At 41.0% G+C, this 15890-nt stretch carries 13 protein-coding genes; 11 read left to right on the forward strand and 2 right to left on the reverse strand.

Annotated features, from left to right (window positions below; genetic code table 11):
- Positions 1-323: 323 nt before the first annotated feature.
- The 4 genes from AC1DRF_RS08060 (at position 324) to AC1DRF_RS08075 (ending at position 5569) form a co-directional block, all read left to right on the forward strand.
- Complete coding sequence (locus AC1DRF_RS08060; protein WP_477740559.1) at positions 324-1076, forward strand: CpsB/CapC family capsule biosynthesis tyrosine phosphatase; 753 nt, start codon at positions 324-326, stop codon at positions 1074-1076.
- 279 nt (positions 1077-1355) lie between these two features.
- Positions 1356-2123 (forward strand): tyrosine-protein phosphatase, encoded by a 768-nt coding sequence (locus AC1DRF_RS08065; RefSeq protein WP_477740560.1) that lies wholly within the window; start codon positions 1356-1358, stop codon positions 2121-2123.
- A gap of 100 nt (positions 2124-2223) precedes the next feature.
- Positions 2224-3945 carry a pyruvate oxidase gene (locus tag AC1DRF_RS08070; protein WP_477740561.1) on the forward strand — a complete coding sequence of 574 codons (1722 nt, stop codon included), beginning with the start codon at positions 2224-2226 and terminating at the stop codon, positions 3943-3945.
- 43 nt (positions 3946-3988) lie between these two features.
- Positions 3989-5569, forward strand: a complete 1581-nt coding sequence (locus AC1DRF_RS08075; RefSeq protein WP_477740562.1) for an FMN-binding glutamate synthase family protein — start codon at positions 3989-3991, stop codon at positions 5567-5569.
- Positions 5570-5593: 24 nt separating this feature from the next.
- Here the strand turns inward: AC1DRF_RS08075 and AC1DRF_RS08080 are convergent, their stop codons facing one another.
- Positions 5594-6220, reverse strand: a complete 627-nt coding sequence (locus AC1DRF_RS08080; protein WP_098525367.1) for a GntR family transcriptional regulator — start codon at positions 6218-6220, stop codon at positions 5594-5596.
- A 292-nt stretch (positions 6221-6512) separates the two neighbouring features.
- Between AC1DRF_RS08080 and garR the strand changes: the two genes are divergently transcribed.
- The 4 genes from garR (at position 6513) to AC1DRF_RS08100 (ending at position 10933) form a co-directional block, all read left to right on the forward strand.
- Complete coding sequence (gene garR / locus AC1DRF_RS08085) at positions 6513-7415, forward strand: 2-hydroxy-3-oxopropionate reductase (protein ID WP_028414246.1); 903 nt, start codon at positions 6513-6515, stop codon at positions 7413-7415.
- On the forward strand, positions 7412-8851 hold the full coding sequence (locus tag AC1DRF_RS08090; RefSeq protein WP_477740563.1) for a four-carbon acid sugar kinase family protein: 1440 nt from the start codon (positions 7412-7414) through the stop codon (positions 8849-8851). The genes garR and AC1DRF_RS08090 overlap by 4 nt, the downstream gene beginning before the upstream one ends.
- A 106-nt stretch (positions 8852-8957) precedes the next feature.
- The gene (locus AC1DRF_RS08095) at positions 8958-10316 is read left to right on the forward strand and encodes a GntT/GntP/DsdX family permease (RefSeq protein ID WP_013055857.1); all 1359 of its coding nucleotides are present in this window, start codon (positions 8958-8960) and stop codon (positions 10314-10316) included.
- A 137-nt stretch (positions 10317-10453) separates the two neighbouring features.
- Positions 10454-10933, forward strand: a complete 480-nt coding sequence (locus AC1DRF_RS08100; RefSeq protein ID WP_116515376.1) for a competence protein ComK — start codon at positions 10454-10456, stop codon at positions 10931-10933.
- A gap of 100 nt (positions 10934-11033) precedes the next feature.
- On the opposite strand, the gene AC1DRF_RS08105 is transcribed toward AC1DRF_RS08100, so the two are convergent.
- The gene (locus tag AC1DRF_RS08105; RefSeq protein ID WP_098333650.1) at positions 11034-11525 is read right to left on the reverse strand and encodes a sigma-70 family RNA polymerase sigma factor; all 492 of its coding nucleotides are present in this window, start codon (positions 11523-11525) and stop codon (positions 11034-11036) included.
- A gap of 407 nt (positions 11526-11932) precedes the next feature.
- On the opposite strand from AC1DRF_RS08105, the gene AC1DRF_RS08110 reads away from it, so the two are divergent.
- The 3 genes from AC1DRF_RS08110 to AC1DRF_RS08120 form a co-directional block, all read left to right on the forward strand.
- On the forward strand, positions 11933-12679 hold the full coding sequence (locus AC1DRF_RS08110) for an SGNH/GDSL hydrolase family protein (protein WP_477740564.1): 747 nt from the start codon (positions 11933-11935) through the stop codon (positions 12677-12679).
- Positions 12680-13286: 607 nt separating this feature from the next.
- The gene (nirB, locus tag AC1DRF_RS08115) at positions 13287-15701 is read left to right on the forward strand and encodes a nitrite reductase large subunit NirB (protein ID WP_427090738.1); all 2415 of its coding nucleotides are present in this window, start codon (positions 13287-13289) and stop codon (positions 15699-15701) included.
- An 18-nt stretch (positions 15702-15719) separates the two neighbouring features.
- Positions 15720-15890: Rieske 2Fe-2S domain-containing protein (locus AC1DRF_RS08120; protein WP_477740565.1), on the forward strand; the 171-nt coding region annotated here is incomplete at its 3' end.

Genomic DNA, 15890 nt, shown 5'->3' on the forward strand with positions numbered 1-15890 from the left:
GTGTAAACCTGTCCTATTTTTAAACACATATAAAAAATATATACGAATAAGGATAATGATGTCAATGTAAAATAGGTATATTTTCATTCATCTATTTCCTTTTTACTAGAATGAAAGCTTGGGAAATTATTGTTATTTATTCCTTTAATCAAGAAGAAAAAACTGTCTAAGACATTTCATTACAAAACAAAGGTCTATCACTACGTAAATAGAGCATAAAGGAAGATTTATACTTATATTGGAAGAAAGAAAAAAAGTAGTGTGCTATAATATAACTCATGGAATACTATCCATGATCTGAGGCATAGAAAGAGGAGAAAAAAATGATAGATATATATACCAATATCTTGCCAAATGTGAACAGTGGTCCCAAAAGTGTAGAAGAGTTTTTAGAAATGGCAAATGTATTAGTGAAACAAGGAGTAACAGAAGTCGTAGCAGCACCTCTTTATGACGGAAAAGATTCCAGCTGTAGAGAAAGTGTTGATCTTGCAAATGAATGGTTAAGAAAATCTTCTATTTCGTTAAGAGTTTTACCAGGTCAGAAAATAGTTGCCTCTACCCAGATGATTTTATCAAACAAAGAGTATTATATGATGACAATAAATGAAAATGAAAAATATATGTTCTTAGAGATTCCGCAAGATGTGGAAATTGAAGTGTTAGAAAATATTGCATACGAGCTYCAGTTAAAAGGAATAGTGCCTGTTTTGAATGAGCCTGAGTGCCATTCATTATTTGTAGAGAATCCTCCGCACTTGTACAAGCTCGTAAAAAATGGAGCAGTCGTTCAGCTGTCTGCACAAAGTGTGCTGGGCGGCAACGGCAGTAAAGCTAAAAAAGCAGCTTATCAGTTCATTGATCACGGATTAGCACACGTTGTTGCATCAGGCGTAAATCGTGAAAATTACCAGCAGTACGGCCTGCAAAAAGCTTATTCTGCCATGTCCAAAAAATATGGCAACAGCAAGCTTTATCATTTTATGGAAAATGCTGAAGCCATTGCGAGTGGGAAGGCTGTTTATAAACAAGAGCCTGAGCGCATCAAAAAAACAAAATTCCTAGGAATCTTTTAAATTTTCCCTTTGTACCCTGATTAACTTCTGTTTAATCAGGGTATTTGCATACAAAGACCTATTTCAATCCCTTCTTTTCTCATCATTATTTGGAGTTATTTTACAAATTTTGTTTGCGTTTTCACATAGAGTGATAGTAAAATATTGTTAGTTAAGTAGATGACAGGAAAGTACGCGTTTTTCCGGGGTTCGTGGTGGTAAATGTCGAGAAGAATACATAGTTTCACACTTGAAATCGTCGTAGAATAGAGCTATACAAAACGCAGGGAGKGAAATAAAGTGATTGATATTCATACGTACATATTGCCTAATATCGATAGCGGACCTGAGGAAGTAGACGGCTTTTTGAAGATGGCACGCTCTTTAGCGGATCAAGGCGTTCAGTCCGTCGTGGCGACTCCGCTTTATGATAGCGATCAAGAGTTTATGAAACACCATTTATTTCTCTATGTGAATGCAGCTAATGAATGGCTCACGAATTCATGTATTCCTCTTCAAGTCCTACCAGGTCAGCTTGTCCCTTTATCACCTCAACTTCTGCGAAACTATGAACGAAATCAGCTTCTTACGCTTAATCACACCGATAAATATTTGTTTCTTTCACTGCCTGACTATGATGTCTCACCTTATTTTGAAAAGATACTGTCTGATCTTCTAACAAAAGGCATTGTGCCTATTCTTCGTTCACCAGAATGTCACCCGATTTTCCGAGATTACCCTGAGCGTTTGTATGAGCTTGTTAAAAAAGGCGTGCTCGTTCAGCTAAGCGCGGCTAGTATTCTTGGCTTAAACGGAAAAAAAGAAAGAAAAGCGGCGTGCACATTTATTAAATACCGCTTAGCCCATGTGATTGCCTCTGGCGTTCATGCTCGCAATTACCACGACTATTCACTTTCAAAAGCGTATGATTATATTTCCGATATGTACGGTGCTTCAGAACTTTATTTTTTTATTGAAAATGCAGAAGCGATTATCGATGGTCGTCCGGTGCATCAATTAGACCCTGAGCCGATGAAAAAATTTAGTTTATTTAAATTATTTAGCTGAAAACAAGGGACTTTTCCATAAAAACGGGAAAGTCCCTTGTTTTGTCTTTCTTTCATTGTGGTATGGAATAGAAACAAAGTTAAAGAAAGGAAGGCTGAATATGATAAAAACTACAGCTGGAAAAGCAGCTATGTCGGTATTAAAAGAATGGAAGATCGATCACATTTTCGGTATGCCGGGAGATTCAATCAATCATTTTATGGACAATCTGCGAAGTGAAAAAGATGAAATTGAGTTTATTCAAGTCCGTCACGAGGAAGTAGGCGCACTTGCGGCATCTTCTTACGCTAAAATCACGGGTAAAATCGGCGTGTGTCTGTCAATTGGAGGGCCGGGTGCGATTCATCTGTTAAACGGTTTGTACGATGCTAAAGCAGACGGTGCACCGGTGCTAGTGTTAGCCGGACAGGTGCCTCGCGCGAAGCTTGGCAATGAATCGTTTCAAGAAGTGAACTTAGAACGTGTTTTTGACGATGTGTCGGTGTTTAATCACCGAGTAGATTCACCTGAATCGTTTCCGCATCTGCTGCAGCAAGCGATTCGAACGGCTTATGCGAAAAAAGGCGTTGCGGTTCTAGTCATTCCAGATGATATTCCGTCTTCAACGATTAAAATTGATGAAAAAACGCCAATTGCTAATGTGTCAAAATCAATTTCTCACAGTGACCCGGAAGATGTAGCTAAAGCGCTTCTAGCGATTAAATACGCGAAAAAACCGGTTATTTTAGCAGGAACAGGTGCAAAGCACGCCAAGCTTGAATTAGCGCAGTTTGCAGAGAAAATAGCGGCGCCGATTATCTTTACGCTTCCGGGTAAAGGAATACTGCCTGATCATCACCCTTATAATCTAGGTCAGCTCGGTCAAATTGGGACAAAGCCGGCGTATGAAGCGATGGAAGAAACTGATCTGCTGATCATGATTGGAACTTCGTTTCCATACCGTGAGTTTTTACCAGATGGAGTCGAAGCAATACAGCTGGATTCTGATGCCACACAAATCGGCAGACGTTACCCTGTATCGATCGGATTAGTCGGAGACTCGAAAACGACGCTGTCACAGCTTACGCATAATTTAGATTATCAAGAAAACCGCCGTTTCCTAGAAGAGTGTCAAGTTAATATGGAAAACTGGTGGAAGCACGTAGAAAAAGAAGAAAACGAAGTGAGTACGCCAATCAAGCCCCAGCAAGTCATCCCTAAGCTGCAAAAAATCGTTGACGATGATGCGATTGTATCTGTTGATGTCGGGAACGTAACGGTATGGATGGCGAGACATTTCCGCATGACGAATCAAAAATTTGTGATTTCAAGCTGGCTGGCAACGATGGGCTGCGGACTCCCGGCTGCGATTGCAGGAAAGCTTGCCCATCCGGAAAAACAATCGGTAGCCGTGTGCGGTGACGGAGGCTTTACGATGGTCATGCAAGATTTTGTGACGGCTGTGAAGTACAAGCTGCCAATTGTTGTAGTCGTCCTTAATAACAGTGAAATCGGGATGATTAAATATGAACAAGCAATTCAAGGTCACTTGGATTACCAAACGCAGCTTGGTGAGATGAACTTTGCGAAGTTCGCTGAATCGTGCGGAGGAATTGGCTACCGCGTTGAAAAACACGAGGAGCTGGAAACAGCGTTTGAAAAAGCAGCGCTTTCGAATGTTCCTGTTGTGATTGATGTCGTTATTGCGGATGAACCGCCGCTTCCAGGCAAAATTTCATTCGGACAAGCAGCCAATTATTCGAAGCACATCATGAAAAAGTTCTTCAAAGAACATGAGCTAGAAATGCCGCCGCTTCGCAAAGGACTAAGCAGAATGCTTTAATTAGTGACTCTCCGCATAGGAGAGTCTTTTTAGGAGGGATATCATGGGAGTGTTTGAAATCATTTTACTTATTTTTGGCGCGGTCATGATGCTTGTGATTGTAGTGCCTGTTATTATCACTATTATTCTTTGGATGAAAGATGAAAAACAAGAAGAGCATTCGGTTCTGAGAAACTATCCGCTGCTCGGGAAAATGCGCTATATTTTTGAGAAAATGGGGCCTGAACTGCGTCAGTATTTATTTTTAAATAATAACGAAGGCAAGCCGTTTTCTCGAAATCAATATGAACAAACCGTTAAGTCAGGTAAATATCTAAACCGGATGATGGGATTTGGCTCAGAGCGTGATTTTAGCGAACCGGGCTACTACATTCGAAACGCGGTGTTCCCAAAGCAGCGCGACGAAATGAAAGCGGATAATACGCCAAAAATTAAAACAAAAGTATATAAAATGGACGCCGATAACTTATTCAGCCGAAGAGAGCATCGAGAAGAAAAAGAAGCGGATCCGTTTTATTTGCGGGATGAAGAAGCGGTCGTTATAGGGCCTTCATGCAAAAAGCCGTTTGTTGTAAAAGGATTAATCGGTCAATCCGGCATGAGCTTTGGAGCGCTTGGTGACCACGCGATTACGGCTTTATCACTAGGGTTAGGACGAGCAGGTGGCACGTGGATGAATACGGGAGAAGGCGGACTGTCACCGTATCATTTAAAAGGAAACGTCGATATTATTTTTCAAATTGGTCCCGGGCTTTTTGGCGTTCGGACAAAAGAAGGCGAATTTTCATGGGAAGAATTTAAAAAGAAAAGTGAAATGGAGCAAATCAAAGCGTTTGAAATTAAGCTGGCGCAAGGGGCCAAAACGCGAGGCGGTCACGTAGACGGTTCAAAAGTAACGGAAGAAATCGCTGACATCCGCAACTTGAAGCCAGGAGAATCGGTAGACAGCCCAAACCGTTTTAAAGAGTTCGCGTCGTATCCTGAAATGTTTGGGTTTATTGAAAAACTTAGAGACGTGGGCGGCAAGCCAGTAGGCATTAAAATGGTTGTCGGAAACACAAATGATCTTGAAGAAATGGCGGCGTATATGAAAGAGACGGGAAGCGGTCCTGATTTTATTACGATTGACGGAGCAGAAGGCGGAACGGGCGCATCGTTTCAAGAATTAGCGGACGGAGCGGGCGTACCGCTGTTTTCAGGACTTCCTTTTGTGGATGAACTGCTTAAAAAGTATGGCGTTCGTGATCAAGTAAAGCTTTTTGCATCGGGCAAGCTGTTAACGGCTGATAAAATTGCGACGGCTTTATCGCTGGGTGCTGACTGCGTTAATATTGCCAGAGGCTTTATGTTTTCTGTTGGCTGTATTCAAGCGCAGGTTTGTCACAATAACCGCTGTCCAGTGGGCGTAGCCACAACAGATCCAAAGCTGCAAAAAGCGCTTATTATTGAAGAAAAGTCATATCGCGTGTGCAACTACGTGCTGTCATTACGTGAAGGATTGTTTAATTTAGCCGCAGCAGCCGGTATTGATTCACCGACGAAGTTTTCAAAGAAACACGTGGTGTTCAAAAACAGCAGCGGACAGTTAGCTGATATTTCTGTAACAGAAAAGATGTACGTATAAAAAAGCTGCCGATTGGCAGCTTTTTTATTGTCTTCTTTGAAGTAAATGCAGGCAAAACTCTAAGTCTTTTTGAAGGTGCTCTTGCATTAACGCTTCCGCTTTTTCAGCATTGCGTTCTTTAATAGCTTTATAAATGTCTTCATGTTCGTCAATTAAAAACGGGCGGTTGTAAAATACGACCGTATGACGGAATAAGTAAATGATCGACTGCATGCGGTCGATGATATTAATCATTACGTCATTGTTGCTTGCGTTCACAATAATAGCGTGAAAACGTTCATTTGCGCTCATAATTTCTTCAAACGAGCCGTTTCTTCCGGTGTCTACGCATTCCTTTAATTCTTCTAATTCGTTATCAGACAAAAAAGTCGCGGCGGCTTTAGAAGCTGAGCCTTCTAGCAGCATTCGCACTTCAAACAAGTTGCGTAGATCTTTTTCTGTCGGCGACACCACTTTTTTTCGAACAATCAGTCCTTCATATTCTAAGCGTCTAATGGAATCACGAATCGGCGTTCGGCTGAATCCAAGCTCGCTCGCTAATTTTTCTTCGACGATTTTTGTACCGCCTTCAAGCTCACCGTTTAAAATTTTATCTCGGATCATCTCATAAGAAGGGTGATGAGACGAACGAGAACCTTGATTTCTTAACATACTCTACTTCACCTCTAGCATTCGACACGAGGAAATCTCGTCTCTTTCTCTCTTTATTTTTATCATTTTGTACGCGTATACCCAAATCATACTATAACTTGTGAAAAGGTGGGACGGAAAGTTTCGCTTTTGGAAATAAATTTCATTTAAAAAAAGGCTAGACAAATAAATAAAATGCGAATATGATGAGTGTATACAAAATTATCAGAAATGTATACAAAAAATATTTTAACGTATACATTATTTTTTAAAACATATTTGAAAACGTATACAACAAGGGGAGGAAACGAAAATGACAAAACGCGTTGGATTTATTGGACTTGGAATTATGGGAAAACCGATGACACTCAATTTATTAAAAGCAGGTTTTGAGGTAACGGTTTACGATATTAATAAAGCAGCAGTGGAAGAAGTGAAAGCAGCAGGAGGATTTGGAGCAGAAAGTCTTGCTGAAGTTGCAGTGAACAGCGACGTGATGATCACGATGCTTCCGGCTTCACATCATGTAAAAAGCGTAGTGCTTGGAGAAGAAGGGTTAATTCATAGCGCCAAAGAAGGAAGCGTTATCATCGATATGAGTTCCATTTCACCGGTAGCATCAAAAGAAATTGCGGCTGAGCTTGCACAAAAAGGAATTCACATGCTAGACGCTCCGGTTAGCGGCGGAGAGCCAAAAGCAATTGACGGCACGCTTGCGATTATGGTCGGGGGAAATGAGCACATCTTTGAAAGCGTTTCACCTATTCTTCATGCAATGGGAGCAGAAATAACGCTTGTTGGAGACAACGGAAGCGGCGTAACGGCTAAGCTTGCGAACCAAGTGATTGTAAACTTAAACATTGCAGCAATGTCTGAAGCGCTTGTACTAGCAGCCAAAGCAGGCATTGACGTTGAAAAAATGTATCAAGCGATTCGCGGCGGATTAGCTGGAAGCGCTGTATTAGATGCAAAAGTACCGCTGATTTTAGACCGCAACTTTGTAGCAGGCGGACGCATTGATATTAACTTAAAAGATATGACAAACGTGATGGAAACGGCTCATGACATTGGCGTACCGCTTCCGCTTTCAAGTCAGCTTGTGGAAATTTTCCACGCGTTAAAAGTAGACGGAAAAGCAAGCGATGATCACGGCGGAATTGTACAGTACTATGAAAAATTAGCAAACGTTGAAGTGAAAAAGAAGGTGGAAGCATGATTAAACAAGATGAGAAACGTCTTGTAAGCGACGTGTTTAAAAACATTCCAGCAGTCGATGAAGCACTTGTACAAAAAATGCTCGACGAAGAGCTGCTGACGTTTAATCAAAAAATCATCGTACTAGATGATGATCCAACAGGTGTTCAAACCGTTAATGGCATTTCCGTGTACACAGACTGGAGCAAAGACAGCATCAAGCAAGGATTTTTAGAAGAAAATTCAATGTTTTTTATTCTAACAAATTCACGTGGCTTCACCGCTTCTGAAACGGAAAAAGCCCACGCGGACATTGCGGCTGTTATTACAGAGGTAGCGGCTGAAGTAGATAAAGAGTTTTTAATTATCAGCAGAGGTGATTCGACTCTTCGCGGTTACTATCCGTTAGAAACAGAAGTGTTAAAGAAAACCGTCGAACAGCATTCCAATCAAGTGCTTGACGGTGAAGTTATCTTTCCTTTCTTTAAAGAAGGCGGACGATTCACCATTGATAACATTCACTACGTGCAAGATGAAGACTACTTAGTGCCGGCAGGAGAAACGGAGTTTGCAAAAGACCGTACGTTTGGCTACAGCAAGTCTCATTTAGGCGAGTGGGTAGAAGAAAAGTCAGAAGGGAAATTCAAAGCAAGTCATACGACGTATATTTCGCTCGGGAGCATTCGTGCCCTTGATTTAGTGACGATCACAAATCAGTTAATGGAAGTGAAAGACTTTAACAAAGTGATCGTGAACGCAGTAGATTATGTCGATGTGAAAGTTGTGACGATTGCACTTCTTCGCGCGATGAAGCTTGGAAAGCACTTTATGTATCGAAGCGCTGCAGCTCTAACAAAAGTAATGGGCGGCGTGAGCGATAAAGATTTGTTAACAAAAGAAGAGCTCATTAAAGAAAAGTCGTCAAACGGCGGATTAATTATGGTTGGTTCGCATGTTAAAAAAACAACAGAGCAGTTAGAAGAATTGAAGAAGTGCAGCTTCATTGAATTTATTGAATTTGATTGTCATCTTGTCTTAAAACCTGAAAAGTTTGAAGAAGCAGTGAATCGTATTATCAATGAAGCAGAGAAGCTTATTTCACAAGGTCAAACGGTAGCTGTGTATACAAGACGCGAGCGCTTAGATCTTGGCGAAGGCAAAAAAGAAGAAGAGCTTAAATTATCGGTAAAAATTTCAGATGCGGTTACAAGCATTGTTCGCCGCTTAAGCGTTCGTCCAAACTTTATCGTTGCAAAAGGCGGCATTACGTCAAGTGACATTGGCGTAAACGGCTTATCCGTAAAGCGTGCGACGGTTGCTGGACAAATCAAGCCCGGCATTCCGGTATGGGTAACGGGAGAGGAAAGCAAGTTTCCGGGCATTGCGTACATCATTTTCCCTGGAAACGTCGGAGCCAAAACAACGCTTCGTGAAACGGTTGAATTACTAAGTAAATAGGAAGAAGTGAACGTACGATGTGCGTTCACTTTAGAAAATATTTGAAAGCGTATACATTATTTGGATGTACGTACATGAAAAATGGTCACACTAAGGGGATGAACATATGAATTCAGTATTCGGATTAAGTCATGAAGCAAGTCTTTTGCTGTATGCAATTGTATCGATTGTCGGACTTATCTTTTTAATTGCTAAATTTAAAACAAATCCGTTCGTAGCGCTGATTGTCGCGGCTTTGTTTATGGGTCTTATTTCAGGAATGAAGCTGCCTGATATCGTAACGGCTTTCCAAGAAGGAGTAGCGAGCGTCTTAGGATTTATCGCGATTGTTCTTGGTCTTGGAACGATGTTAGGTAAAATGATGGCAGAGTCAGGCGGAGCCGAGCGTATTGCCCGCACGTTAATTAAAGTATTCGGTGAAAAGAACGTGCACTGGGCAATGATGGTTGTAGCCGTTATTTGCGGTATCCCGGTCTTTTTCCAAGTTGGTGTTGTGTTATTAATTCCGCTTGTGTTTGTAATTGCCAAGCATACGGGTACGTCGCTTATTAAAATCGGTTTATCATTAATTGCCGGTTTAGCCGTTGTTCACAGTTTGGTACCTCCGCATCCGGCAGCGATGCTAGCGGTGGATATCTTTAAAGCAGATTTAGGTAAAACGATTTTGTATTCATTAGTTGTGGCATTTCCAGCTGCAGCCGTGGCAGGTCCGATTTACGGATCGTTCATTTCACGCCGTGTTCACGTCGAGCCAACGGGTGAAATCATGGAGCAGTTCACAGAGTCGAAGCATAAAGATCTTCCTGGTTTCGGAATTACGTTATTCACGATTTTACTACCGGTACTATTAATGCTTTTAGCAACAATTACTGGGTTCGTTTATCCAGAAACAAGTACGATTCGCTACGTAACAAACTTTATCGGAAGTCCAATCGTAGCGCTGTTAATTTCGCTAGTATTTGCTTTTTATTCGTTCGGTTTTGCAAGAGGATACAACAAAGATGATTTATTAAAATTCACAAATGAATGTCTTGGACCCGTTGCTTCGATCATTTTAATCATCGGTGCAGGAGGCGGTTTTAATAAAATTTTAACAGCAAGCGGTGTAGGCGACGCGATTGCAGGATTTGCTCAAGATGCACATCTTTCTCCTATCGTACTTGCATTTGTGATTGCAGGGTTAATTCGTGCAGCAGTTGGTTCAGCAACAGTAGCAATGACAACAGCAGCAGGTATTGTAGCACCAATTGCAGCAACAATGCCAAACGTAAGCCCAGAGCTGTTAGTACTAGCAACAGGCGCAGGTTCTGTAATGCTATCGCACGTAAATGATTCTGGCTTCTGGTTAATCAAAGAATTCTTCAATATGTCAGTGGCTCAAACGTTAAAAACGTGGACAGTGATGGAAACGATTCTATCGTTTGCGGCGTTTGCAATGGTTCTTATTTTAGACATTTTTATTTAAAAGAAAAGCGCTGGTTTCAGCGCTTTTTTCTTTGATGAAAAATATATTCAAAATATTTCAAATGATGAAAAAAAGACTAGATTTTCCTCATTTCAATAGTATAGAATAGTTATAAAGTAGCAAAAGGGGGTAGATGTATGACAAATGTTGAAAATTATCAAATTGGTTTGACGACAAAAGCATTAATTCCAGTGAATGATCCTATTCACCGCACAAAGGTGCTGGATGCAGCAGGAGAATACATGCTAAGCAAGACGTGTAAGCAATTATTAGAAGAAGCGTGCATTCGAGAATTAAGTACGTTTAAGGGGTCCATTGCCGCCGTTAGAAAAATGTTTCCGTACAAACAGCTTACGCCGCTTGTTATTAATCGTTCACAAGCCATCATTGCGTTTCCAACATCTTCGCCAAATGACTATGGCTGCGCCTGGATTTTTGCCTCTCATGTTCATACTTCACGTACGCTTGCTTCAGTTCATTCACCCTCTATGCTGATTCACTTCAAAGACGGAACGTTCATCCCAGTGAAGCTTTCTTATTATAGTTTAGAAAAAAAGCTGGCCAGAGCGGCTGTTATTCGTAATTACTGTTTAGAAAGTCCGCTTGTCTTGGCATAATGCGTTCGATTTATGGAACAAACTTGTCCTACATATGAACAATCGTTTGGACTACACATATGAACGGAAGGAGGAAGCTTATCATAAGCTTCCTCCTTTTTTATTCCTTAAGAAGTGAGGCCTTTAGCTTTTTGCGAGCTGCTTTCCCCCAGTTTTTAACGGCTCCCGTGGAGACTCCGTATTTGCAGGCAATATCTTTATACGAGTAGCCTTCTAGCAGATGTTCGATTACATAGATTTTTTCTCTTCCCGTTAAGTGTTCGATATGCTGCTTGATAATTTCACTTTCTAGCGGAACGGGAAGAGCGGGATCTTCATTTAGTGAAAGCAGGTTCTGCTCAGCCGGTGTTTCGCGTTCTTCGTATAAAATGGTGCCTTTTAAATGAGAAAGGATCGTACCGCGCACGGTTGTGTAGGCATAAGCAGAAAAAGATCCTTTGCTTTCGTCAAATTTTTGATACGCTCTCCATAAACCAATCAACGCAATTTGATAATATTCGTCGTAGTCTTTGTAAATATGAAATTTTTTAATCATCGACACAATTAATGGATGAAAAGATGAAGCGATTTGATCAAACGAGCTTTTTTGCATGTGGCATTCCTTTTTCAAAAACGCGTTTTTGCTGTATTCCGCCGGTATCTCTACTGTACAAGGGGAAGATCACATGTGCGAATGAACGTACATTATGTTTTCTTTTTAAGAAACGTGACGTAATTTCCCCGGAAACTTCACGTTTCGCTAGGAAATATGCGAAGTATACGTGTATTTGTAGAGATTTTACGTACGAAAGGTCCCCCATTCCAAATTCTACTAATCTATAATTATTTTTATATCGATGTAGCAACTCTACCATCACGGAAGAGCGGTGATGATAGAGTTGCTAGACCTATCCGGATGAGTCCTTTGAGGGGATATTCGCAGGAGCTACTAATTTTGAGTTCTTCTTTATGAAAGCAATTTGCTGAGATTGTAAGAAGAACTTGTAAAGGGGAGATTGAATGAAGGCGATGGTTGGGGTAAATGTGGCGGCGGCTGTTTTGTGCGGGGCGGTGATGTATGCGGGGACGCAGCACTGGCAGGAGCAAACGGAAGCGCAGGCAAGTGAAGTAAAAACTGCTGTTGTACATAAAGAAAAACAGTTTTCCGATGTATCTGCTTATACAAAAAATCTTCCAGACTTTATCACAAAGCAAATCCAGTCATCTATCGCAAATAAAAAACCTCTCACTCTTGTAATTGCCATATCCGCGAAGAAAGCAGGGTGGCCTCAACAGTTAAAAAAAGAGCTAGCAGCTACATATGGAAGTGATGTATTTACGGTTAAAATACTTTCATACGGCAGTCAAACAACGGATGAGCTTTTATCCTCACATATTGCCGATCAAATTGATCAACTTCAGCCAAACATTATTTTGTTTGAAGCACCTCTTAAAAATGACTATCAGCACCTCACGCTAGATGAGACGCTTGAAAATACAGACAAGCTGATTCATCAGCTCAAAGACTTGAAAAAAACTCTTATGATTCAGCCGTCACAGCCATATATTTCACAAACGGAGTCCTATGAAGAAGGGGTAGAAGCGGTCAGGGGAGTCTCTGAAGCAAACTGGGTATATTATATGAATCACTCGCTTATTTGGCCCTTTCATTTAGGAGAGTATATAAATAAAGACAGCGGTAATTTAACGAAAAAGGGAAATGAAGTGTGGGGAGAGTACGTTGTGAATTGGTTTACGGGAAAATAAAAAAACAAGCCCTCTTTCAAAAGGAATAGGGCTTGTTTTCTATAATTTTATTAGATTATGACTTTTCCTCGTTTTATAGTAGTAGCTTTTTGTATCTCTACACTTATAAAGCTTAAAGCCAAAGATTTCTAAAGGAGTCCAAAGTTTTTTTATGTTTACGAGTGGCATTTTAATTCTCCGTTCTGTTCTTTATAAAGGTCTATATATTCATTATAAAGAATACGAGAGTAATAGTAAATACTATAAAGAACGGTTTGTTTAAAAAATTCTTTATAAAGAACTTTAGAGTTTTTATTTTTGGCTTATTAGCATTCAGGAGTGATTTTTATCATAGCTCCGGTTATTTATTCTTGCTACATTAATGTTGTGAAAAAGATCACAAAATAAAATGCAAAGGATGATCTCAATTAAAACGTAATTAGACCACTTATTTTTTTTGCTTGTCGTTAAAGCAATGGAATCGCATACATACCGTAACCGTGTTAGATAATCTAACACACAAGTTGAACGATTCAGAAAATTCATATATCTTAAGTATATCTTTAAAGATGCATAGAAAATATATCTTTGGAACAAGCAGGTATAGACGCCAGGGGAGGAATGGAAGATGCAAAAAAAGAAACTCGTATTGATTGGAAATGGAATGGCTGGAGTTCGAGCGATTGAAGAAGTATTGAAGGTTTCAAGCGAAGCGTTTGAAATTACGATTTTCGGAAGTGAGCCGCATCCGAACTATAATCGTATTTTACTATCAAAAGTGCTGCAAGGAGATACGAATGTTGAAGACATTACGTTAAACGATTGGAACTGGTATCAAGAAAACAATATTACATTATATACGGGCGAAACGGTTACTAGTATCGATTCAGTGAAAAAAGAAGTAGCGACAAACAGCGGCAGAGTAGAATCGTATGATGAGTTGATTTTAGCAACGGGCTCTCTTCCTTTTATTCTTCCGATTCCAGGGTCTGATAAAAAAGGAGTTACGGCTTTTCGAGATATAAAAGACACGGATGAAATGCTGCAGGCTTCTCAGCAGTATAAAAAAGCAGCGGTTATTGGAGGCGGACTGCTTGGGTTAGAAGCGGCGCGCGGACTGTTAAATCTGGGGATGGACGTATCTGTGATTCATTTAGCTCCGTATTTAATGGAACGTCAGCTTGATCCAACAGCCGGCAAACTGCTTCAAAACGAATTAGAAAAACAAGGCATGAAGTTTTTGCTTGAAAAACAAACGGCGGAAATCGTCGGCGATGAGCGAGTTGAAGGATTATCTTTTAAAGATGGGACGTTTTTAGAAGCTGATTTAGTCGTGATGGCCGTTGGAATTAAGCCAAACGTTCAGCTTGCAAAAGAAGCGGGACTTAACGTAAATCGAGGAATTGTTGTGAATGACTATATGCAAACGGATATTCCAAACATCTACGCGGTTGGAGAATGTGCAGAGCATAGAGGAATGGTATACGGACTGGTGGCACCTCTGTATGAACAAGGAAAAGCATTAGCAAAAGCGATTTGCGGGGCAGAAAAAGTGCCTTATGAAGGATCGGTTTTATCCACGCAGCTAAAAGTATCAGGTGTTGAAGTGTTCTCCGCAGGAGACTTCACGGAAGATGAAGAGAAAAAAGCAATCAAAGTGTTCGATGAACAAGACGGCATTTATAAAAAGCTTGTTTTGCGAGGCAATCAAATTGTAGGAGCCGTTCTTTTTGGAGACAGCAGCGACGGAAATCGACTGTTTTCAATGATTCAAAAGCAAGAAGATGTATCGGATGTCGCAAAAGTGTCGATTTTACAGCCATCTGGCGGTAACGCGGGTGAAAGCTTAGTAGCAAGCATGAGCGCCGATGATATTATTTGCGGCTGTAACGGCGTAACAAAAGGTACGATTGTGGAAGCTATCCAAAAACAAGGATGCTCATCGGTTGATGAAATCAAAGCTTGTACAAGTGCCTCTCGTTCCTGCGGAGGATGTAAACCGCTTGTAGCGGAAGTGCTTCAGCATACGCTTGGCGCTGACTTTGACGCGGCGATTCAAAAAGAAGCGATTTGCGGCTGTACGACTCTTTCACGAGATGAAGTTGTCGAAGAAATCAAAGCAAAAGGCCTTTCGCATACGCGTGAAGTGATGAATGTACTTGGCTGGAATAATGAAGAAGGCTGTTCGAAATGCCGTCCGGCGCTAAACTATTATTTAGGTATGGTGAATCCAACTGGATACGTTGATGAACGCGAATCACGATTTGTGAATGAACGCATGCACGCAAATATTCAAAAAGACGGGACGTATTCTGTGGTTCCTCGCATGTACGGAGGCGTCACAAATGCAGAAGATTTACGAAAAATTGCAGATGTTGTTGATAAATATGAAATTCCGCTCGTAAAAGTGACGGGTGGTCAGCGTCTTGATTTGTTTGGTGTTAAAAAAGAAGATTTGCCTAGCGTATGGGAAGAGTTAGATATGCCTTCTGGCTACGCGTACGGTAAGTCGCTGCGGACCGTGAAAACATGCGTCGGCGAACAGTTTTGCCGTTTTGGCACGCAGGATTCAATGGGCGTTGGAATTGCGCTTGAGAAAAAATTTGAAGGACTATGGACGCCTCATAAAGTGAAAATGGCTGTATCTGCTTGTCCGAGAAGCTGTGCTGAGTCAGGTATTAAAGATATTGGCTTTATTGGAATCGACGGCGGCTGGGAAATTTACGTGGGCGGAAATGGAGGTACGCATCTTCGCGGCGGAGATTTATTGTATAAAGTAAAAACAGACGAAGAATTGATGGACATCACAGGAGCTTATTTGCAGTATTACCGAGAAACGGCTAATTACTTAGAGCGTACGTCTGCATGGATTGAGCGCATGGGACTTTCGCACATTCAGTCCGTGCTTGATGACGCTGAGACGAGAAGAGAGCTGAATATGCGTATGGACGAAGCGTTATCTACGTACCGTGATCCTTGGAAAGAAATCGTCGAAAGCAAAAAGACGAAAAAAGAGCTATTCGAAACAGTTGTCACATCATAAAGCTGGGGGGAAATAAAGATGGTGAATAAAAACATTACAAAAGTATGCGTAGGGTCGATTCATGATTTTCCGGTAAGCCTAGGAAAAACAGTGAAAGTAAACGGAAAAGAAATTGCGGTGTTTAAGCTATCAAGCGGAAAAATACGGGCAATTGAAAATCGCTGTCCGCATAAAGGCGGGGTGCTAAGT

The organism is Priestia sp. P5_B4, assembly GCF_056400385.1.